Source organism: Sphingomonas sp. FUKUSWIS1 (assembly GCF_000733135.1).
GTDB classification, from domain to species: Bacteria; Pseudomonadota; Alphaproteobacteria; order Sphingomonadales; family Sphingomonadaceae; genus Sphingomonas; species Sphingomonas aerolata.
On record NZ_JPJC01000127.1, the window covers coordinates 8,627 to 28,093 of the forward strand.

At 65.8% G+C, this 19,467-nt stretch carries 16 protein-coding genes and 1 pseudogene; 8 read left to right on the forward strand and 9 right to left on the reverse strand.

The annotated features are described in order from the left end of the window. The 3 genes and pseudogenes from sphsw_RS19755 to sphsw_RS08860 all read left to right on the forward strand — a co-directional run. Window positions 1-191: pseudogene (locus sphsw_RS19755) on the forward strand (hypothetical protein); the annotation flags it as partial. Window positions 192-252: 61 nt separating this feature from the next. After that, window positions 253-1,332 (forward strand): acyltransferase family protein, encoded by a 1,080-nt coding sequence (locus tag sphsw_RS08855; RefSeq protein WP_042466943.1) that lies wholly within the window; start codon window positions 253-255, stop codon window positions 1,330-1,332. A gap of 1 nt (window position 1,333) precedes the next feature. Then, window positions 1,334-2,830, forward strand: coding sequence for a lipopolysaccharide biosynthesis protein (locus sphsw_RS08860; protein WP_031440291.1), 1,497 nt, complete (start codon window positions 1,334-1,336; stop codon window positions 2,828-2,830). Window positions 2,831-2,878: 48 nt separating this feature from the next. On the opposite strand, the gene sphsw_RS08865 is transcribed toward sphsw_RS08860, so the two are convergent. Continuing rightward, on the reverse strand, window positions 2,879-3,817 hold the full coding sequence (locus tag sphsw_RS08865; protein ID WP_235188336.1) for a glycosyltransferase family 32 protein: 939 nt from the start codon (window positions 3,815-3,817) through the stop codon (window positions 2,879-2,881). 206 nt (window positions 3,818-4,023) lie between these two features. Between sphsw_RS08865 and sphsw_RS08870 the strand changes: the two genes are divergently transcribed. Continuing rightward, window positions 4,024-5,076, forward strand: a complete 1,053-nt coding sequence (locus tag sphsw_RS08870) for an acyltransferase family protein (protein ID WP_160172623.1) — start codon at window positions 4,024-4,026, stop codon at window positions 5,074-5,076. Window positions 5,077-5,084: 8 nt separating this feature from the next. Here sphsw_RS08870 and sphsw_RS19760 read toward each other — a convergent pair whose 3' ends face one another. From sphsw_RS19760 to sphsw_RS08895, 5 genes are all read right to left on the reverse strand, one after another. Beyond that, entirely contained in the window at window positions 5,085-6,539 is a 1,455-nt protein-coding gene (locus tag sphsw_RS19760; RefSeq protein ID WP_052380895.1) for a hypothetical protein, read from the reverse strand. Then, complete coding sequence (locus tag sphsw_RS08880; RefSeq protein ID WP_152555453.1) at window positions 6,530-8,200, reverse strand: glycosyl hydrolase; 1,671 nt, start codon at window positions 8,198-8,200, stop codon at window positions 6,530-6,532. Before sphsw_RS08880 ends, sphsw_RS19760 begins: the two co-directional genes overlap by 10 nt. Further along, complete coding sequence (locus tag sphsw_RS08885) at window positions 8,200-9,270, reverse strand: glycosyltransferase (protein WP_327195639.1); 1,071 nt, start codon at window positions 9,268-9,270, stop codon at window positions 8,200-8,202. Before sphsw_RS08885 ends, sphsw_RS08880 begins: the two co-directional genes overlap by 1 nt. A 133-nt stretch (window positions 9,271-9,403) precedes the next feature. Continuing rightward, on the reverse strand, window positions 9,404-11,638 hold the full coding sequence (locus sphsw_RS08890) for a GumC family protein (RefSeq protein WP_200874021.1): 2,235 nt from the start codon (window positions 11,636-11,638) through the stop codon (window positions 9,404-9,406). A 58-nt stretch (window positions 11,639-11,696) separates the two neighbouring features. Beyond that, entirely contained in the window at window positions 11,697-12,998 is a 1,302-nt protein-coding gene (locus sphsw_RS08895) for an outer membrane beta-barrel protein (RefSeq protein ID WP_152555454.1), read from the reverse strand. Window positions 12,999-13,613: 615 nt separating this feature from the next. On the opposite strand from sphsw_RS08895, the gene sphsw_RS19360 reads away from it, so the two are divergent. From sphsw_RS19360 to sphsw_RS08910, 4 genes are all read left to right on the forward strand, one after another. Continuing rightward, window positions 13,614-13,937, forward strand: a complete 324-nt coding sequence (locus sphsw_RS19360; RefSeq protein ID WP_152555455.1) for a hypothetical protein — start codon at window positions 13,614-13,616, stop codon at window positions 13,935-13,937. Continuing rightward, window positions 13,934-15,046: an acyltransferase family protein gene (locus tag sphsw_RS08900; RefSeq protein WP_031440299.1), complete on the forward strand. Its 1,113-nt coding sequence runs from the start codon at window positions 13,934-13,936 to the stop codon at window positions 15,044-15,046. Before sphsw_RS19360 ends, sphsw_RS08900 begins: the two co-directional genes overlap by 4 nt. 66 nt (window positions 15,047-15,112) lie before the next feature. Then, window positions 15,113-15,685, forward strand: coding sequence for a polysaccharide biosynthesis/export family protein (locus sphsw_RS08905; protein ID WP_031440300.1), 573 nt, complete (start codon window positions 15,113-15,115; stop codon window positions 15,683-15,685). A 57-nt stretch (window positions 15,686-15,742) separates the two neighbouring features. Beyond that, on the forward strand, window positions 15,743-16,318 hold the full coding sequence (locus sphsw_RS08910) for a hypothetical protein (RefSeq protein WP_152555456.1): 576 nt from the start codon (window positions 15,743-15,745) through the stop codon (window positions 16,316-16,318). Here the strand turns inward: sphsw_RS08910 and sphsw_RS08915 are convergent. From sphsw_RS08915 to sphsw_RS08925, 3 genes are all read right to left on the reverse strand, one after another. After that, window positions 16,305-17,528: a glycosyltransferase family 4 protein gene (locus tag sphsw_RS08915; protein ID WP_031440302.1), complete on the reverse strand. Its 1,224-nt coding sequence runs from the start codon at window positions 17,526-17,528 to the stop codon at window positions 16,305-16,307. The genes sphsw_RS08910 and sphsw_RS08915 overlap by 14 nt on opposite strands. Continuing rightward, window positions 17,525-18,706 (reverse strand): polysaccharide pyruvyl transferase family protein, encoded by a 1,182-nt coding sequence (locus tag sphsw_RS08920; protein ID WP_031440303.1) that lies wholly within the window; start codon window positions 18,704-18,706, stop codon window positions 17,525-17,527. The genes sphsw_RS08915 and sphsw_RS08920 overlap by 4 nt, the downstream gene beginning before the upstream one ends. 316 nt (window positions 18,707-19,022) lie before the next feature. Further along, window positions 19,023-19,467: hypothetical protein (locus sphsw_RS08925; RefSeq protein WP_031440304.1), on the reverse strand; the 445-nt coding region annotated here is incomplete at its 5' end.

The following is a 19,467-nucleotide window of genomic DNA, read 5'->3' on the forward strand; positions in this document are numbered from 1 at the left end:
TGTGCCGCGATGCGGTCCTCTATGCCGATGTCGACGATCCGGCGGGGTGGCGGCAGGCCATCACCGCGCTGGCCGATCCGGTCGTCCGGTCGGCGAAGCGCGCCGCCGGCCATGATCGGGCCGCGGCGTTCCGCTGGGATTCGGCGGGACGGCAGCTGCTGGACGTTATCGAGCGTGTCGCGCGTGACTGAGGGGATCGATGCGCGTGCGTATGCACCGGCGGGGCCGGTCGCTGGCCGAAACGATCGCGGCATGGCCCGCCAGCGCCCGCATTATGCCGCGCTCGACGGGCTGCGCGGGCTGGCGGCGATATCGGTCCTGCTCTTCCATCTCGGCCATTGGCAGGGCCATCCCTGGCTGGCGGCGAATGCGGGACTCGCGGTCGATTTCTTCTTCTGTCTGAGTGGCTATGTGCTGTCGGTGGCGTATCGCGACACGCTCGATCAGGGGATGGCGACGCGGACGTTCGCCGTCCTGCGGCTCGTCCGGCTGATGCCGCTCGTCATTCTCGGCACGCTGATCTCCGCCGCCTATCTCGCCGCGCGCATCGTAATGCTGCACGATTCCACCATCAGCGTCGCCGAACTCGCCCGCGCGACCGCGTTCGGAGTGCTGTGCCTGCCGATACTCGACGCGAGCCGGGCGATCGGCGGACCGCAGGTTTTTCCGCTGAACGGGCCGCAATATACGTTGTTTCTCGAAATCGTCGTCAACATCGCCTGGGCGGCGCTGCGCCGGATCGACGGGATGGGGAGCGCGCTGGCGATCGTCGCGGCGGGATATGCGCTGATGGCGCTGGTCGGGATAGGCGGGGACGAGGCCGCAAGCTTCTGGACCGGCCTGCCGCGCGTGTTCGGGGCCTTTTACGCCGGGGTCGGGCTCTATCATGCGCAATCGCGGTTCGCGCCGATCCGCGATGCGCGGTGGCGGTTTCTGTTCTGGCCGTTGCTCGGGCTCAGCGTGCTGCTCTTCTACTGGCCGCAGGGCCTGTCCTTCTGGGTCGGATGGAGCTGGTCGCTGATCGTCTCGCCGCTGCTGGTGCTCAGCGGGGCGCATGTCGTGCTGCGCGGCCGGGTGGCGCGGGCATCGGCGGTGCTGGGGGCGCTCTCGTTCCCCGTCTATGCGCTGCATTATCCGATCTTCGTCTGGATCAACGCGGCCTATCAGGCGATCCTCGGCAGCAGGAGCTTTGCGGTCGGCACCGGGCTGGCGCTGCCCGGCGTGCTGATCGCGAGCTGGCTGATCCTGCGGTGGTGGGACGAACCGTTGCGCCGTGCCATGACGACGTGGTTGCGCACCCGCGCGCCGCTGCGCGTCGCGAACGGCGTCTGAGATGACGCAGGCGGCCCCCATTGCCGGACGCACCACCGCAGGTGCCGCGTGGCTCATCGCCTCGCGGTTCCTCGCGCGGCTGATCGACTTTGCCAGCCTTCTGCTGCTCGCCAACTATCTGGTGCCGCAGGACTTCGGGCTCGTCGCGATCGCGATGACGCTGGTCCGGATCGTCGAGGCGATCTTCGAACTGCCCGTGGGCCAGGTGCTCGTCCGCGCCGAGGCGATCAGCCGGCCGATGCTGGAGACCGCGTTCACGCTCAGCGTGATACGCAGTGCCGTGCTTGCGGTGGGGCTGGCCTTGCTCGCGATACCCTTTGGCTATTTCTACGGCGACCCGCGACTCGTCCCGCTGATCTGCTTCATCGCGCTCGCCCCCGCGCTGCGCGGCCTCGTCAGTCCGAAGATGGCGCAATATGCCAAGGATATCAGTTTCCACCGCGATCTGATCATCGAGGTCGGCGGCCGCGGCTGCGCCTTTGTCGCGGCCGCGGCATGCGCGATCCTGACGCGCAGCTACTGGGCGATCGCCGCGGGAACGGTCGTCGCCCCCGCCTTCATGGTGCTGGCCTCCTACTGGTTTGCCCCCTTCCGCCCGCGCTTCGGACTCGGGCGCTGGCGCGAATTCGCCGACCTGCTCGGATGGACGACCGCCGCGCAGGCCGTGACCGCGATCAACTGGCAGATCGACCGGCTGGTGCTCGGCTTCACCGTCTCGCGCGCGCAACTCGGGACGTTCTCGCTCGCCAGCGACCTTGCCAGCCTGCCCGACCAGGCGGTGCTCAAGCCGACGATCCGGCCGCTGCTGGCGGCCTTCTCGCTGGTGCGACACGATCCCGAACGCCTGCGCGAAGCCTATCTGCGGACGACCAGCACGATCGTCAGCGCCGTCCTTCCCGTCCTCGTCGCGATCAGCATCCTCGCACAGCCAATCGTCGCCTTCGCGCTCGGGCCGAAATGGCAACCGGCATCGCCGCTGCTGCAATGGCTGGTGCTGGCGATGATCCCGACGCTGTTCGCGGCCGCGCTCGCGCCGCTCGCCATGGCGCTGGGCCAGACCGCGATCTTCTTCCGGCAGAGCCTGTGCGAATTGTGCATCAAGGTGCCTGCGACGATCCTCGGCGCGCTGTATTTCGGCGTCGCCGGCGCGATCGCCGCGCGGGCGGGATCGTCCCTGGTCATGGGCATCGTGTCTGCGGCCTATGTCCGGAGCCTGATCGGCGTCCCGCTCGGCGTTCAACTTGTCAGGCCGTGGCGGGCCTTTGTCGCATCCGCTGCGATGGCCGCGCTCTTGCTCGCGCTGCGGCCCTGGCTGCAGACGCTGACCGGGTTCGACCGCGGGCTCGGGCTCGTCGGCGTCGGGGCGGGGGGGATGATGCTGTATCTCGTCGTGCTGATGCTGGTCTGGCATGCCAGCGGCCGCCCGCGAGGGATCGAGACGGTCGCCGCGGACCGGTTTCACCGGCTCGTGTCACGGCGTATGCGCGGGGTCGCCTGACCCCCGCGGCCCGCCCCCTCGCGCGGGGCGGGTCACAGCAGGCCGCAGTTACCAGGAATGACTCCAATAGGTGACGACCGCGGCGTCCGGAAAGAGAGTGCGGCCGACCTCGATGGGCAGGATGCGGCGGTCGGTGCGCAACCGGTTGCACAGCCGCTTGTGGAACATATTGGTCCAGTCGAGCGGATACCAGTTCCGCCCGTCGAGCAGCGTCGGCCGCGCATAGCGCAGCCGGGTGCGCTGTCGCTCGGTAAGCTTGACGAGGAGGGGGGCGAGCAGCGCCGTTACCGCGGCTTCGTCGAGCGCGACGAACGCGTCATAGGCCTGTTTCAACAGCACCGGGCCGGTCATCGTCTCCGGCCCGGCGGCGATCCGTGCGGTCGCGTCCGGAATGCGCTCCGCCGCCTCGATCATGCAGTGGATCGCGAACAGCCAGAAGATCTGTGACGGCCGGGATGCCATGATCGCGTTGGGGATGGCGTGCGCGAAATCGGGATTGCCCCCCATGCGACACAGCACGACCGCGCCGGTCGACGCGCTGGGCCGGATCGGGCGCAGGCATTCGGTATCCATGTCGGCGTACAGACCGCCGAATTCGAGCAGGAAGAAGAACCGCACGGCATCCGCGCGGAAAATCTCCTGCGGATAGCTGTCATAGACTGGCAGCGCCCAGGCGAACCGATCGGCGATGAAGGCGCGGTTGTCGGCGTCATCCCAGAGCAGCACGCGACAGTCGGGGTTGGTGTCGACGAAGGTCTGCCGCCAGTGCCGGTAATTGCCGGGAATCACCGACCTGCTTTTCCACGTCTGGAAGATCACGGGGGGAAAGTCGTCCGGATCCGCGTCGTCGAGCGTGACCACGTCATTGCGATAGCTGCCCGCAACGGGATCGCCGGACACCACAGGCGTAACGGCTGCGCGATCGCGGGCGTCGTGGCGGAGAAACCGCGCGATGCGCCAGGCGGAATCATCACGCAGCGAATGCACGACGCGTTTCACTCGCAGACTTAAAGGCTCCGCCATTGCTGTAAATCCCTCATTATTAGTCATAAGTCTGAACATAGAAGAAAGTCGAGTTGTAGCCCGTGACGCAGGATATTGAGCCAAGTAATGGAATCAAAGGCAAAACATACTAGTGTCTAAGAAATAAAGTCCACCGCAAGAAACATACCCAAAATACATGCGGAAAGAATGTGGAGAGGGTCAGATTTGACGTTCTAGACGGCCTGCGGGGCGTTGCCGCCTTCGCTGTTCTTGTCATGCACGTCACGCCGTATAATGCGATCCTGATAACCCCGCACGCCGCGCTGGCGGTCGACTTCTTCTTCGGCCTGAGCGGTTTCGTGATCGCGGCCGTCTATGAGGAGCGGATCAAGGCGGGGATGTCGTTGAAGGCCTTCATGTGGGTGCGCGTGGTTCGCCTGTATCCGTTGATCGTTCTCGGCGCCGTCATCGGTGCGGCAGGGTTTGTCCGTCTTTACGATGGCGGGATGCTGGCGCTGCTCTTCGTGACCGGGGTGCTGATGATCCCGACCCCCTATGGTGCGCTGTCCGAAGACCAGTGCATGTATGCGCTCAATGCGCCGAGCTGGTCGCTGCTGTGGGAATTGCTCGTCAATCTTCTTTATGGCGCGATCGCACCGCTCCTGAATAACCGGATGCTCGCGGTTATCATCGGCGTATCGGCCATCGCGCTTGCAGCGACCGGCCTTCATTTCAAGACGCTCGCAGTCGGCCCTTATTGGCCGGAAGGCTGGGCGGGGCTCCCCCGCGTGATGTTCTCGTTCTTTGCCGGTGTCGGGGTGTACAGGCTGCGCCGGGCGGGGCTGCTCAACCGACTGCGCGCGCCCGTCTGGGCGGTAATCGCGACGCTGTGCGGGATTATGGCGATGCCCCGGCTGGGTGCGTGGACCGGCGTGTATGAGGTCGCTGCGGCGATCCTCCTCTTCCCGCTTCTGGTCGCGGCCGGCGCCAATGGCACGGTCACGCGCACCGTCCCGCTGTGCCGCACGCTGGGCGCTCTCTCCTATCCGGTTTATATCCTGCAGGGCGGTATCGCTCCGCATATCCGCGGGCTGGCCGGTCATCTGCACATCCAGGGGCTGGCAGCAACGCTGCTGGCGATCCTGATGTCGGTCATATTCACGGTGTTCGCATGGGTTGCGGTGAAGACGTTCGACGAGCCTGTGCGCAAGTGGTTGCTCCACCGCACCCGCCTGGCACATCCCGCCAAGGCGGCAGGCTAGGCCCAGGGTCAGGCCATCGCGGTATCGTGCATCGCCGCCTGGCCGGACGGCGGTCCGGCCTGGATCCGCTGCGGTTTGCGCGATACCGCCGGGCGCAAGGCCAGCGCGGCGCCGGCAAATACCGCGAAGAGCACGCCCGGGTCGGGCGTCGGACTGCCGACCGCGGCGGGCACCATCGAGGCGAAGCAGACCCAGGACGCCGCGGCGCCGACTGCGGCGCGAGGATCGGCGGGTGAGACATAGGTGCTCAGGCGCAGGGGTTTGAAGACCTGCAGCAGATAGCTCACGAAGCAGACGATCCCGATCACGCCCATCGATCCCATGATCGCGGTGATCAGCGACGACGACCGGAAGCTGCCCGCGCCGATACCGAGGCCATAGCTTTCAAGAAACGCCCGGTAACCGATCAACGACCAGAATTGCCGTTGTTCGCTCGATTGCGACTGGGATTTTTCGAGCGTGAAATGGGTGATCATATCGCCGAATTCGGCGACGAGCTGCGGGTACCAGACGCTGGCCGCGGCGACCATCATGAGGAAGAGCATCGTCGTCGCGCCGAGCACGAGCAGGCGATCCACCCGCATCGTCTTGGGAAAGACGACCGACCGGAGAAAGACCAGGACGGCATAGGAGACGAGGCCGAGATAGGCCAGGCTCGACGTGCTGGCGCCCAGCGCGAGCCCCAGCGCAAGCGCACACGGGCCCGTCAAACGCGGCATCACGTCGCGGATCCAGCATTCGAACAGGAACACGAACAGCATGAACCCGAATCCGCCATAGGCGGACGCCTCGGGCGCGATGCCGTTCATCCTGACGAAACCGCGATAACTATTGTCGATCTGCGCATAGGCGCCGTTGCGAAAGAAGGTCAGGACCGCGTTGCCCGGCACCGCCACGCTGGCGATGCCAATGACGACGTGGATCAGCGCGACCACGGCGACCGTCTTGACCAGCAGACGCCATGCATCCTTGTGCGTGAGTGCCACATAGGCACAGATCGCGACCATCACCGTCCCGAGCAGATAGATGGCAGTGGTCAGATTCTGCGACGTCGGCAGCAGGCGCTGGGTCGCATAGGTGAAGCGTTCCATCGATTCGTAGCGGTTGAGCGCGCGGACGCGCATCGGCACGACGTCGATCTGCCCGGCATAGAGCCGCGGCAACAGGATCGCGCCGACGATGCCATAGGCGACGAAGATGATCATCAGGATGTTGGCGCGCAACGCGGCCGCCAGCGCGGGCACGTTGATCGATCCGGGCAGCAGCACGCGGATCGTGAGGAACACGGCGGCGAACTCGATCGGCGGGATCGACGACGCGCCGATCGCGGGAAGATCGATCGCCGACGACCCCATCATCAGCGCAGAGACGATCACGAAGGCGAGCATGCCCGGCACGGTACCGAACATGAGCAGGAGGAAGCCGATGACGAGCTGAACAGCGCCGATGAGCGTCAGATGCATCCTGCAGGTCCCTTGGTGGCGTCGGGCGAAATGGTGCTGCCCGCTTCGGTGAGCCGGATCCGATAGGTAAAGGCGTCGTGTCCCGGGATCTGGTTGGGGCCGACCGACAGATCGACCGTCTCGCCGGTGCGCAGCGTCACGGTCTGATCGGTGGCCGTCCAGCGATCGACGACGACCGCGCCTGCGACCCGCTTGCCCCTGACCAGAAGCGCGACGTCGAGCCCGTCGCCACCGGGTGATTTCGCGATACAGGCGGCAATGCGCGCGGTCATCGCGGCGGGGGCGGTGTAGCGGATCACGGCGCGGGCCGCATGCGCCGCATCGCCCGCGACCGCGCCGCCGGTGTCGCTGATCGCCAGGGGCCGCGTGAAGCGGCTGCCAAAGGCGCTCGTCCACATCCCGTCGAGGATGCCGAGCGCGTGGCGCTGTCCGTCGGCGCCTTCGAGCCAATAGGACCAGGGGGCGCTGCCATAGCCGCTGAGGCTGTCGGCGAGCACCGTGCCGCGCGTGAAGGCGAAGCGTCTAGCGCCGATCACCACGACCGGATCCGGACCGATCGCGACGCTGGTGCCGGGCAGGGGCCGGTTGCGCGCCGATAGGATGCGCCCGGCATCGAACCGCAGCGTTCCCGATGGGCCCCAGACCACCCAGCGATCCGCACCGAAGCGGTAGAGCCGGACATCGCGATCGCCCGTATCGATCCGCTGCGCGCGCCCGGCGGGCAGCATGTGCGTCGTCAGCAGCGTGAAGGCCTCCGCTGCGGGCTTGGTCGCCTGCGACTGTGTGAAGAGGCCCATGTTCCGAAAGAACCGCTGGTCGATCAGCGCGTACCAATAGGCGCGCCGAACCCCGCTCGCGCTCATCAGCGTGACGAACTTGACCAGTTCGGGCGCGGCGAGATCGGGTGTCGGGTAATTGTCGCTGAACTCGGTCGCCCAGATCGGGATCGGCGTGCCGTAGCGGCGCATCGTCGCGTCGAGATGCGCGATCTCCCAGTCGATATTGTCCGCCAGATGGCGATAGGGGTGCACCGCGACACCGTCGGCGACACCGAGCATCCCGGCCTTGAACAGCGTTTCGAGGAAACCGGTGCCGATCATGTTGGTCGATCCGCCGAGGATCGCGACGGACGGGTGGCGCGGCTTGATCCGGTCGCGGACGACCGTCAGCAGCGCGACATAGGCGGCGGCGGGGGCGACGCCCTTCGGATAGGCCAGGTTGCCGCTATTAATCTCGTTGCCGACCTCGATCGCGGTGACGCAGCCGGGGAGGTGATCGAGGACCGTGCCGACATAGGCCGCATAGGCGGCCATCGCCGCCGGCGTGCTGACGGTATGGCCGCCGTCGTAGAGCGGGTGGCGCGGGTCGAGCGTCAGCAGGACGTCACCGCCGCTGCGGTGGCAATAGCGGGACAGGGTGCCGGCGACGCTACCCTCGATCGCATATTTGCCCGGACGCGGTTCGCCCGAGGCCCAGGGGAGCGAATCGCGCAACGACCCGGCGGTGACGTCGATCGCCCGATCGCCCCATGCGGCAGGCCAGTTCTGGCTGAAATGGGTCTGGACGCCGAGCCGCATTGGCGGGGCCCCGGGCTGCTGCTGCGCGCTGCCGGCGACCGCGAACGCCGCGCTGATCGCCGCGATCAGGGCCCTGCGGCGCATCATGCCTCCAGCGCCGCCAGGATCCCGGCATCGAAATGCTCGGGGGCGAACCGTTCCGCCTGCGCCACCGCATCGGCGGGGTCGAATTCCGGCAGCCATGCCTCCATCGCGCGAACGCCGTCGATCAGCGATTCGATCGTCTGGCGTTCGAAGAACAGCCCGGTCTTGCGCTCGACCAAGCTGTCGCGGATCCCGCCGCGCGCATAGGCTAGGACCGGGCGGCCCGACGCCATCATCTCGACCGGCACGATCCCGAAATCCTCCTCGGGCGTAAAGATGAGCGCCTTCGACGTCGCATAGGCGTGGCGCAGCTCGTCGAACCGCATCCGCGGGATGATCCGGATCGTCGGGCCAGCGCGCTTGCGCAGCTCGGCCGCCATCTCGCCGTCACCGACCATCAGCAGGGGCAGTTGCAGCGCGTTGAACGCATCCACCGCCAGGTCGGCACGCTTGTAGGGCGTCATCTGGCCGACCCACAGATATTCGTCGCCAACCACGGCAGCCGGGGTGAAGAGACTCGTGTCGACCGGCGGATGGACGACGACCGCATCGCGGCGCCACGCCTTGGCGATCCGCTTCTTGATGAACTGCGAATTCGCGACGACGATGTCGATCCGCGCCGCGCTCGTCATGTCCCAGTGGCGCAGCCGGCCGAACAGCAAGGTCATCATCAGCCGGGTCAGGCGTCCCGCGCTGCCGCGATACTGATGGTAATGATCCCACAGATACCGCATCGGCGAATGCGCATAGCAGAGGTGCACTGTATCGGGATCGGTGATCACGCCCTTTGCCGGGCCCGATTCGCTGCTGATGACGAGGTCGAAGCCGCGCAGGTCGAGCTGTTCGAGCGCCATCGGCATCAGCGGCAGATATTTCTGATAATGACGCCGGGCCCCCGGTAGCCGGTTGATGAAGCTGGTATGGACCGGGCGCTCGCGGATCGTTTCAGACACCGCGCTGGCGTCATAGACATGCGTGAAGATCTCGGCGTGCGGAAACAGGTGCAGCAGCCGCTCGACCACCCGTTCGCCGCCGCGCATCGTGACGAGCCAATAATGCACGATCGCCACCCGCTGCGGCCACCCTTCCGGGCGGCTGCGACTCGGGACGGACGGGGCGCGACACGGGTCACGACACGGGGCACCGGGCATGATCGCTTCAGCCTGGCGGGCCAGACTGCCGATGCCGGCATCGACGGCCAGCTCAGGCATAATAGCCCTTGTAGTCGTGGTAATAATAGGTCGAGTCGCCATAGCCGAACCGCGCCTGTTTGCGGATGTCGACCTTGGTCAGCGCGATTCCGGCAAGGTGGATGCGGTCGAGCGGCAGCAGCCGCAGTGCCGAGCGGATCGCATGATCGGGTGTCTTGCGCCACCGCGCGACAAACACCGCGACATCCGCCTTGCCGAGCATCAGCCGCGCATCCGCGATCGGCAGGACCGGCGCGGTATCGAGCACGATGACGTCGAACCGGTCACGCAGCGCGTCGAGCAGTCCGTCCATCTTGTCGCCGATCATGAGGTCGCCGTCGAAATCGTCATCCGCGGCGATCGGCAGGACCATCATCCCGGTCGCGGTGTCCTCGACCAGCGCGGCTTCGAGTGTCGCCTCGCCGCGAAGCACCTGCATGAGGCCCGGGCGATCGGCTTCGGTGCGCAGGAACCGGCTGACGCCGTGGCGGCGAAGATCGCAATCGACGAGCACGACCTTTTCCCCGGCCAGACCCATCGACCGTGCCAGGCAGATCGACGTCGTCGTCTTGCCTTCCTGCGCGAGCGCGGACGTGATCGCGATCACCTTGGCGGGGGCGTGGGCGGCAAAGGTGATCGACGCGCGCAGGCTGCGGATCGATTCGGCGAACGCCGAGCGTGGCTCGGCCGCGATCGCCGAGGGCGGGGACTTCGCCGATTTGGTCACCGAGGCGAGCAGCGGCACCGCGCCGAGATAGCGGACGCCCAGACGCTGTTCGATATCGTCGCCCGTGGTCAGCCCCGTGAACGCCATCTCGGTGAGGAAGGCCGCGACCAGGCCAAAACCGAACCCGAGCACGGTCGTCAGGATCAGGTTGAGCAGGATATTGGGGCTGGTCGGGGTGTCGGGGATCGCCGCCAGCTTCAGGACGGAGGCATCGGCCTGCTCGGTGCCGAGCCGGGCCAGCTGCTCCTGATAGCGCGTCAGATAGGACTCATAGGTCGACCGCGCGGTCTTGTTGTTCTGTGCCAGGTTGTTGAGTTCGACGGTGGCGGCGTTGTTGCCGGCCAGTTCGGCCTGCGCGCCGCTCAGCGTTCCGGACAGCGACGCGAGACGGCCCTCCGACACCCGCGTCTTCGCCGCGAGGTTCGAGATGACGCGCGCGATTTCGTTGCTGATCTGCTTGTCGATCGCGGCGAGCTGGCTGTTCGCGCGCAGCACGTCGGGATGACGCGCACCATAGCGGGTCGTGAGCTCGGCGACCTGAGCACTCAGTGCCGACTGGTTCGCGCGCAGACCCGACACGACGGACGACCCCAGCGCCTCCCCGACATCATCGCCGCGCGAGCCGGAACGAAGCTGCGCCCGCGCGGTCGACAGGCGGGCCTGATCCTCGGCCAGCGCAGCGCGGGCTGCGGCGACGGCCTGGTTGTACGTCGAGATCTCCTGCTCGGTAAGCGAAAGGCCCTGCGTGCTCGTCAGGTTGTGCTGGATGCGATAGCGTTGTTCGGCCGCATCGGCGGCCTGCCAGCGTGCGCGCAGATCCTCCGCGCGGCGGGCAATCATCGCGGTCGAATCGCGGTTCTCAACCTGCTTCTTCGCCAGCGACCCCTCGGTATATTGCCGCGCGAATTCGTTGACGATCCGCGCCGCCATCGCCGGATCCGTGTCGCTGAACGAGATGTGGAGCGCGTAGGTCGAGTTCAGCCGCGTCGCGGTGACGCCGTCCTGAACATAGGTGATCGCCGCGGCTTCCGCCTCCGCCGCAGTCGGTCGCGCGAGTTTCGGCGGCGCCGTGAACCAGCTTGTGATCCAGGTGCGGATGCCACGGGGCTCCTGCAACGATGTGAAGCGCGGATCCGACGGCAGCGCCAGGGCCGAGGCGACGCGCCGGGCAAAGGCCTCGGAGCGGATGATCTCGACCTGGGTATCGACGAAATTCGCGCTGGGTTCGGCGCGGTCGAGATCAGGCCGCTCGCCGACCCCCGCTGGCGTAAGCGCCGATTGTTTGACGTTCAGCGACACCTGCGCGACCGCGGTATAGGACGGCGTCTGCCGGAACGTCAGTGCTAGGCCGATTATCAGGATGCTGAGGAAGACCAGGAGGAAGATGCCGAGCCGCCGACGGAACATCGCGACAAGCGCGCGCGCATCGATCCGATCCTGCGCGACCTCACTGGCCTGCGGGGTATAGGGGCTGATCGGCATGGCATTGCCGCCGCCATAGACTTGGATCGCGGTTGTCACTTGCTCATTCTCCATATCCCGGGAATGTCGTTTGCTGGTCGGATCATCGGCGCGGGGCTCATAGTTGAAGCCGCATGCCGAGAAATATCCGGGTCTTGTCGAAGCGTCGGCCAATGCCCAGACTGTCGACTCCGCTCGCCTGATCGGGGCGAGTTCGAAGATAGTCGAGCCGGAGCGTCGACGAGATCAGTCGGCTGAACAGATAGGTCGCACGCGCCGAGCCGGTCATCTGCGTCTGCGTGCGGTCGATCAGGCCGTATAGATTGCGCGAATAGCCCGCGGTCGCGCCGACTATCAGGTTCCGGCGGAGTTCGTAGTCGGCGATCAGCGTCCCGGTGGTCATCGTGATCGCGCCCAGCGTCGGGCTGGGCGCGCGCTGCAGCGCGCGATTGAGCGTGAACGACGCGGTGGCGAGCGGGGTCGGGTTCCAGGTGATCGCCGCAGAATAGTTCAGGCCATTGGTGCCATCGAGCGAGGGCTCGCGGTAGGTCTGGGCGAAATATCCGATGCCGATGCTGCCGTAGAGCAGCGGGGTCACGCCGAACGCGATGCCGGTCAATGCGCTATAGCTTGTCGAATCGCCGCTCGGCCCGGCGGGCTCGTTGATATAATCGGCCGTATTGACGGTGCCGCGAACGAACACGCCGGCGGCAGGCGCGACGGGCAACGTGAACTGGATGTCGCCGAGGATCGAGCGGTAATTGCGCTGGCTGTTGTCGACCTTGCGCCCGCCCGCGGCTTTGCGATCGCCATAGCGGAATTCGTCGAACGTGAAGCTGGCGCGGGTCAGAAGCGGGCCGAAATCATGGTCCGCGCCCGTGCCGAAATGATAGTCCATGAAATTGACCGGTTCGCCGTCCAGCGCCGTGTCGCCGGTGCTGCCGCGTGCTTCGATGAGCCGGCCAACGCGGGCGTCCGCGACCAGATGCGTCCTGCTGCCGATATCGAAGCGACCATCGGCGCCGATTTGATATTGTTCAGCATTTTCGACGGGACGGTCGACAAAGCGTTGGATGTCGCTGCTCGCCCGCACCGTGACCGCATTGCGCGACCAGTTGGATCGCGCGACCACCGCGGGGCGCAGCGTGAAGATGAGGTCGTCGAGCACCGGGCTCTGCAGCGCGCGGACATTGCTGTCGTAGCCCGTGTTCGCGTCGAGCGAGGGCAGGATCGTGAACGTCCCGAGGCGAAGCCCGATCGGATCATAGTCCGGCCGCGTGCGCTCGAGCACCGACTGCGCGCCGAACCGGCCCGCCGACATCTGCGCCGACGCACTGCCGGCCCTGCCGCCGCCGCCGATGAGCAACGTTGCGCACACTGCCCGCGCGATCAGCGCGACACTCTTCTTACGCTCAACCAATACGCCGCCCCCCAAGAGCTCTGCCCGGCCCCGCCGCCGTCTTTGTGTCGAACTTCGGCAGGATCGGAGAAGCCGTGCCCCATCACATCCGTATAACTACAATATTCTGTCGACGCGGCAAATGATCGTTATTGTATGCAAGTTACGGTCGGTGTGTAATTTGGTAAAAAAGTGGATCTTACAATCGCCGTTGTAACATGCGTCCTGTGGAGCAGGCTTCAGTACATTTTGTAATGTAGAATGGGGTTGTATGGGGAGGCTTTTAAGGCGGGGGACGGCCAGGGGACATATGATCAGACGTCCTGCCCTAGGGCTCGATCGGAACATGATGCCAGACGATGACGGCAATCTGGGCTAGGTCTTGCTGATCCGCAGTGAGCGGGTGTTTCACCGATAAGCACCTGAACTGTATAGGAAGACTTTGAGTTGTGCGCGCCGAACCCCTTGGGGTTTTTGCGAGCCGGGCGCTTTTCGGCCTGGCCGCGTCGGCATCATGCGCCAGCGGTGCGACGCGTCCGCGGACCGGGCGCCGGTCGGCATCGGCGGTCCCGATGCTATTGCCATTTCGGTCCCGGCCGAGACGCTCCGCTGCAATGAAAGCGGCGATTATTTACAATGAACATGAATAGCGATGTCTTGCCCGAAGAAAACGTAGATACCGTCGCCAAAGCACATGATGTCGGGCAGGCTCGGTCTGGCTGTGTCTGGGACTTTGGCAGTAAAGTTTCTGTTCTCAACGCCGTACGGATCCCTGATCCTGTCTCCGTCTCATTGTCGAACCGAAGGGCGAAGCGAATCATGACGGCGATCATCACGCGTTCGATTGCGGGTACGCGGCGGCGCGGCACGCGTGTCGGCCGCCACGTCGATCGTCATCCCTGCGCCGCGTTGCGCGGCAATCGATTCCCCTCTGCGGCGCAGCGGGCGGTGCGACGATGACGGCCCTTACCCCGGCCGCGCGCACCGGGGCCGATCATGACCGCAAGTTGCTGCTCGATCTTCTGCGGGGGCTCGCCGCGATTGCGGTGATCGCGCTGCACGTCGGCGATATCGTCTTCGTGCCGCTGATGCCCGGCGGGTATCTGGCGGTCGATTTCTTCTTCGTGCTCAGCGGCTATGTCATCGCCACGGCCTATGACCGTCGCCTGTCGACGACGATGCGGTTCGGGCCGTTCGTGGGAATGCGGCTCATCCGGCTCTATCCGCTGTTCCTGGTCGGGGCAGGCCTGGGGCTGGTCAAGGTTCTGGCGCAGTCGCATCTCCACGCGCGGTTTGCGCTCGACGGCGGGCAGCTGGTGCTCGCCACGGTCAGCAACCTCCTGATGCTGCCCTATCTCCTTCCCTATCCCAGTGTGTTTCCGCTGAACGCGCCAGCCTGGTCGCTGTCGTTCGAGCTGTTCGTCAACCTGCTCTACGCATGGATCCTGTTCCGCGCCCGAACCCTGTGGATCGTCGCGCTCGCGGTCGCTGCGGCGGTGGTGATCGTCGCGGGGCCCATGCTCTACGGGACCGACCGACTGATCGCCGGATCGACCGCGGATCGACTGCCGTTCGGGCTGGCGCGGGTGTTGTACGGCTTTCCGATCGGGATGCTGCTGGCCCGATTGCCGGCGATCACCGCGCGCCCATCGGCCAAAGCGAGCATGGCGCTGGCAGCGGTGCTGCTGTTCTGCGTCGCGCTGCCGCTCACCGGCGCGGCGTCGCTGGCGAGGGATCTCGCGTTCGTTCTGGCGGGCGGGCCGCTGCTCGTCTGGGCGGGGAGCCGGTTCGAGGTGCCGCCCCGATGGCGGCGGGTGGCCGCGTTCCTGGGCGACCTCTCCTATCCGCTGTACATCCTTCACTATCCGATAGTGTTGTCAGTCGCGTTTATCGGGTTGCGGCAGGGTTTCGCGCCCGCGACCATTATCGTGGCATCCCTGGCGTTCGTAATTGCCGCCTCGATTGTCGCCATGCGCTATTATGATGGACCGGTTCGGGTATGGCTATCAAGACGATACCGTCGCCGGGAATCGGCCATGCCATTGTCGGCGACGGTTATCCCAAGCTGACATCTCTGTATTTCTCTTTGTCGGCAATTCCGATACAGTCATGACAATCATAGTTTGGGGAAAACCATGCGTCCTATAGTCTATTTTCGGGTCGTCATCATTGCATCCCTGGCGGTGGCGACCGGATGCACGCAGGCGGAGCCGCCGGTTCTTTCCGCGTCCGACATGGCGATCGTTGAGGGATACAGGCTGGGTGCCGGCGACAAGTTGCGGATCACGGTGTATAACGAGCCCAATCTGACCGGCGAATATAGCATCACGCCGTCGGGGACCGTGGCGTTCCCGCTGATCGGCGCGATCAAGGCGGGTGGCCAGACGATCGAGCAGGTGTCGCAATCGGTGACGGCAAGCCTTGCCCAGGGCTATGTCAACAATCCGCACGTCAGCGTCGAGGTCCTCAACTATCGCCCTTATTATATCCTGGGCGAAGTCGCGCGGCCGGGCGAGTTTCCGTTCGTGAACGGCATGACGATCGAGCAGGCGGTCGCGGCCGCGGGCGGGTTCTCCTATCGGGCCAATCGCAACCATATCTATATCCGTCGCGCGCGGGCGACCGAGGAGCGCACCGTCGTCATTCGCGAGCAGCCGATCGAGGTCCAGCCCGGCGATACGATCCGCGTCGGCGAACGCTATTTCTGATCGCGGTCCCCGGCCGGTTTAATACGAAATTGAGGTGTCCCGGTTATGGCTGTGGCCATGATTCGAGGACCCTCCCACTGGATCACCGGCGCAGACGTGGTCATGGCCGCGCGGGGCGGCCTAGTGCTGCTCGTCGTCGCGGCGGGTCTGCTGTCCGCCGCGGATCTGATCGCGGCTCCGTTGGGCGCAATCATCGCCTATGCGCTGGCGCTGTTGCTGCTGCTCGGCCTGCCGATGGTGCGCAGCGCGGATATCGCCGGGCTTGGCGCGATCGGCCTGACGCTCGGCGAATTCGCGGGATCGGCGTTTTTCCATCATTCGATCGACGCGATGCGGTTGCTCTATGGCATGGCGGCCTTGGGTGCGGCGATCCTGCCGATGCGTGCGCAACGGCTACGCGCGACGGCGCTCGCCAATCCCTATCGGGTCCTTGCCGGCAGCGAGCGCCGTGGCGCCGGCCGCGCACGCGCCGGAAAAGCTACGATGGCCGACGACAGTAGGGGCGTCGTCAAGACCGGCTATGCGACGACAACCGCGGCCAGGACCGCCCGGGCGGACCGCCGGGGTGCACGCGGGGGCGCATTGCCGCTGCCGCTGCTGCTTCCCGCGCCGGCGTCAGTCACGCTGCCATAGCCAGGCGACGCGCATAGGCGTCGAGCAGGCGGTCGATCCACGCGTCGGGCGTCAGCGCGAGCCCGCGGGTGTGGCCATAGGCCGCCTCGCTCATTCGGCGTGCCAGCGCATCATCTTCGGCAATCAGCCGGATCGCGGCGGCAAACGCTAGCGTGTCGCGCGGTTCGATCGCCAGCCCGGCGCCCGCCGCGACGATATCGTCTGCGAGGAAGGCGGTATCGGTGATGATGACGGGCAGGCCGCTCCACAGCGCCTCCGCCGCGACCAACCCATAGGGCTCGGGATAACGGCTCGGCATGACGAGCATCCGCGCGCGTTCCGCATAGCCGCGGATCGCCGCCGGCGGTTGCTGGCCCATGAACGACATTTCGGGATAGCTGGCCTGTAGCGACTCGCGCAGGACGCCGTCACCGATCACACGCAAGGTGCACCCCGCCGCCCGCGCCGCCGCTGCAGCAAGATCGGGACCCTTGGTCGCTTCGAGGCGGCCGATGAACAGGATTTCGGCATTGCGTTCGGCCTCGACCCGGGTGTTGCACCAGGGCACGACCGGATTGGGCAGCGCTTCGATGGCCGCGTCCGGAATGCCCGCGCGCATCAAATACGGGCGCATCGATTCGTGGATCGCCAGAACCGGCGGCGAGTGGCGCGGATCATAAAGATGGCGTTGCACCGCCTGCCGACTGACCCGCCAGAGCTTGTGCGCGTAACTGCGACGATCGCAGTTCGCGCCGATGCAGCCGGGCGACATCGGCGTCAGCGTGCAGACCGCACCGCTCTTCAGAAACGCGAACGCGCCGTTTGGACAGGCCAGGAAGAAATCATGCGCCGAATAGACGAGCCGCGCCCGCACCGGCGCGATCGCGGCGAACAGCGACGGCGACAGGATCTGTGCCCAGCCATGCACATGATACACCGTCGACGGGCGATCATTGGCGGCGATCCAGCGCGCGACCATGTCGGCGGCCGCGCGATTATAGACGCCGCGGGTCAGCGCGGTCAGCGCGCCGCCCGAGAGCAGCCGCTTGCTTCCCAGTGCGACGATCTCGACACCCTGGTCGCGGAGCGCCGGGTTGTCGCCATCATCGCCGGTGACGAAGGTGACGCGGTAGCCGCGTGCGCGAAACGCCGATGCGGATGCCAGCGCGAGTGCGGTCGCCCCGCCCTTGGGTACCGACAGGTCGTTGATGACGACGATATGATCGATCATGAACGCGCCGCGACCGCCGCCCTGAGTGCGCGGGCAAGCGCCGCAACGTCGCCGGCCGCCGCATCCATCAACGCCGTGCACGCGGCCCGATCGACCCCGGCCTGCTCGGCCCGTGCGGCCAGCTCGGCCAGCGCGGTCGGCGTGATCGTCGCGGGGTCGACGAAATAGTCCGATCGGCCCGCAATCTCGGCAAAGCTTTCCAGCTTCGGGTCCCATTTGAGCAGGATCGTTGGAACCGCGAAGGAATGCGCGGCGATGCAGGCGTGCATGCGGTGCGCAACCATCAGGTCGCAGCTCGAGATGAACGTGGCGAGGTCGCCGGGCGTGGCGAAATCGGCGATGCGGGTGATGCGCGTCGGCACGGCTGCCGCGATCCAGTCTGCCGCGTTGCGATTGAGATACGCCCGGTCCTCGGGGCTGCCGTTGGTGAACAGCCCGACGGTCCATCCCGCCTGGGCAAGCGCCGTCGCCACGCCACCATACCAGTGCGCCATGTCTCCGGCATCCGTGTCATGGCCGTGATAGCGCAGCGCGAGCGGATCGGTGATGCATAACCCGACGCTGCGGTGGTCGGCGGAGGCGGGGCCTCGCGGATAGTGCCGGCTGGCCAGTAGACCCGGGTCGCGAACCAGCCCCGCGCGGGGGATCGGTGCGGGGAGGAGGTCGTCCCAGATCTCCCGCGATCGTTCGTCGCGCACCGTCGCATAGACCATCGTGGCATTCCGCAATCCGTCGGCGAACAATCGCCTACCGGTCGCGGACCAGTTCCGCGCCACGCCGACCGCAAAGACCGCGGCCGGCAGGTTCACCGCTTCAGACAGTGCGGCGTGGATCTTGACGGGAAAATTGAGATCGCTGTCGCTGAACAGATTGCCGCCGCCGACGACGACCGCATCGCAATCGACGAGCTGGCGGCGAAACGCCGGGCGCAGCCGGATCGCCGCCAGCGCCGAGAGGATCGTGCGGGTCGCGACGCGGCGCAGCGGTGCGGGCATTCCCTCAAGCACGGCGAGCATCCTGCCCCGGCTGGCATTACCGGGCGCGTAGCCCGTCCTGCCGGCAAGATCGATCGAGACCGCATCGATCCCGGCGCGGTGCAATTCGAGCTCAGTGCATTCGGACAGCAGCCCATCGCCCAGATTCGGGCTGTATTTCACATTGAAAAGCGCGACCTTCAAAGCAGCGCCTCCTAGGCTGACAGCAGATTATGACGGGGACCCGACGGTTGGCGCAAATGAGTAATCAGACTTTATCGCGCCGATCGGATCAAACCTACCGACGAAATATCCTACGTGCAACATCAGAGCAGCGTTGCGAGTAAATATAATCTAAAAATGATCAATCAAATCGCTATATGGTGATAAAGTCTGGTAATTGCACAATATACTGACAGACATTAGAGATCTAAAACATCCCAGACATATGAACTGCAATACCAGAATCAGGGGTGCATTAATCATCGTGGCTTGAGATCATCGTGAAAGCCGTCGAGCCCTAGCCATTTTGGGCATGGCGTCGGCCGCCGGACAGTGCCCAAAGCCGTCGCGACACTCGGCCTAGCCGCGAGCCCCCCTTCAGCCCCTCCGCACTGCGGTCGAGCAGATCGTAGCGCAGTTCGTGGACCACGAAACGCGGATCGCGCGAGATCAGATAGTGGCTGAGGTTCTTGCGCGTCGTCGCATGCGCGACCTGCTCGAGTTCGCGGCCATCCTCGTCGCCGATCAGGCTCGCATAAGCGGTGCGCACCAGCGATCGCAGCCGCCAGTCGCGTGCCAGGTCGTCCCGGATCGCGCCGGGCAGCGCGGTCTCATACAGGGCATGGCTGAGAATGAGTCCCGCCGCCACCAGTCGTGCCGCCCCCCGCTTCTGTGCACGCGCATAGAATTGATCGAGGTCGGCGGGCGTCTCGGCGGCAAGGATCGCGCCGATATCGGCGAGC

Bases quoted from the DNA above. Each gene is read 5' to 3' on its own strand.
- sphsw_RS08855 (WP_042466943.1), top strand. From the start codon at position 253: ATGGCCCGCCAGCGCCCGCATTATGCCGCGCTCGACGGGCTGCGCGGG.
- sphsw_RS08860 (WP_031440291.1), top strand. From the start codon at position 1,334: ATGACGCAGGCGGCCCCCATTGCCGGACGCACCACCGCAGGTGCCGCG.
- sphsw_RS19760 (WP_052380895.1), bottom strand. From the start codon at position 6,539: ATGCATCTGACGCTCATCGGCGCTGTTCAGCTCGTCATCGGCTTCCTC.
- sphsw_RS08880 (WP_152555453.1), bottom strand. From the start codon at position 8,200: ATGCGCCGCAGGGCCCTGATCGCGGCGATCAGCGCGGCGTTCGCGGTC.
- sphsw_RS19360 (WP_152555455.1), top strand. From the start codon at position 13,614: ATGAACATGAATAGCGATGTCTTGCCCGAAGAAAACGTAGATACCGTC.
- sphsw_RS08900 (WP_031440299.1), top strand. From the start codon at position 13,934: ATGACGGCCCTTACCCCGGCCGCGCGCACCGGGGCCGATCATGACCGC.
- sphsw_RS08905 (WP_031440300.1), top strand. From the start codon at position 15,113: ATGCGTCCTATAGTCTATTTTCGGGTCGTCATCATTGCATCCCTGGCG.
- sphsw_RS08910 (WP_152555456.1), top strand. From the start codon at position 15,743: ATGATTCGAGGACCCTCCCACTGGATCACCGGCGCAGACGTGGTCATG.
- sphsw_RS08915 (WP_031440302.1), bottom strand. From the start codon at position 17,528: ATGATCGATCATATCGTCGTCATCAACGACCTGTCGGTACCCAAGGGC.